1 protein-coding gene is annotated in these 362 nt (G+C 69.1%); it reads left to right on the top strand.

Annotated features, from left to right (window positions below):
* Nucleotides 1-153 precede the first annotated feature (153 nt).
* A partial coding sequence (locus Q7A36_RS41130) for a hypothetical protein (protein WP_305109530.1) occupies nucleotides 154-362 on the top strand: 209 nt, incomplete at its 3' end.

The raw sequence follows: 362 nt of genomic DNA on the forward strand, positions 1-362 counted from the left end.
GCGACCAGAAGTGGTCGCCCCACAGGCGGCTGGCGACCTCTGGGAAGCCTTCCTTGCGGACGGTCCGCGAGAGCATGCAAAGCTGTGGGGGGAGGGCCGCGAGGGCGCCTATCTGGTAAGCTCCGCGAGTGTGGGGGCGAAGGAGCGACGCCGGTGCCAAAGCGGGTATGGCGGCTGACACTGGTGGCCGAGGAGGCTGAAGGGACGACGGAGACCGAACTCGCCCGGATCGAGCGGAGCGAGGCGAGCGGGCTGGCCGATCTCGGGCTCAGCCTTGAGGAGGTGAAGCATCTCACCGCGGCATTGCAGGCCGGGATCGTCACGGCCCAAGTGGCCACGGTGGGTGAGTGCCGCCGAAGAGC

This window comes from Paracraurococcus lichenis, assembly GCF_030657435.1.
GTDB classification, from domain to species: domain Bacteria; phylum Pseudomonadota; class Alphaproteobacteria; order Acetobacterales; family Acetobacteraceae; genus Paracraurococcus; species Paracraurococcus lichenis.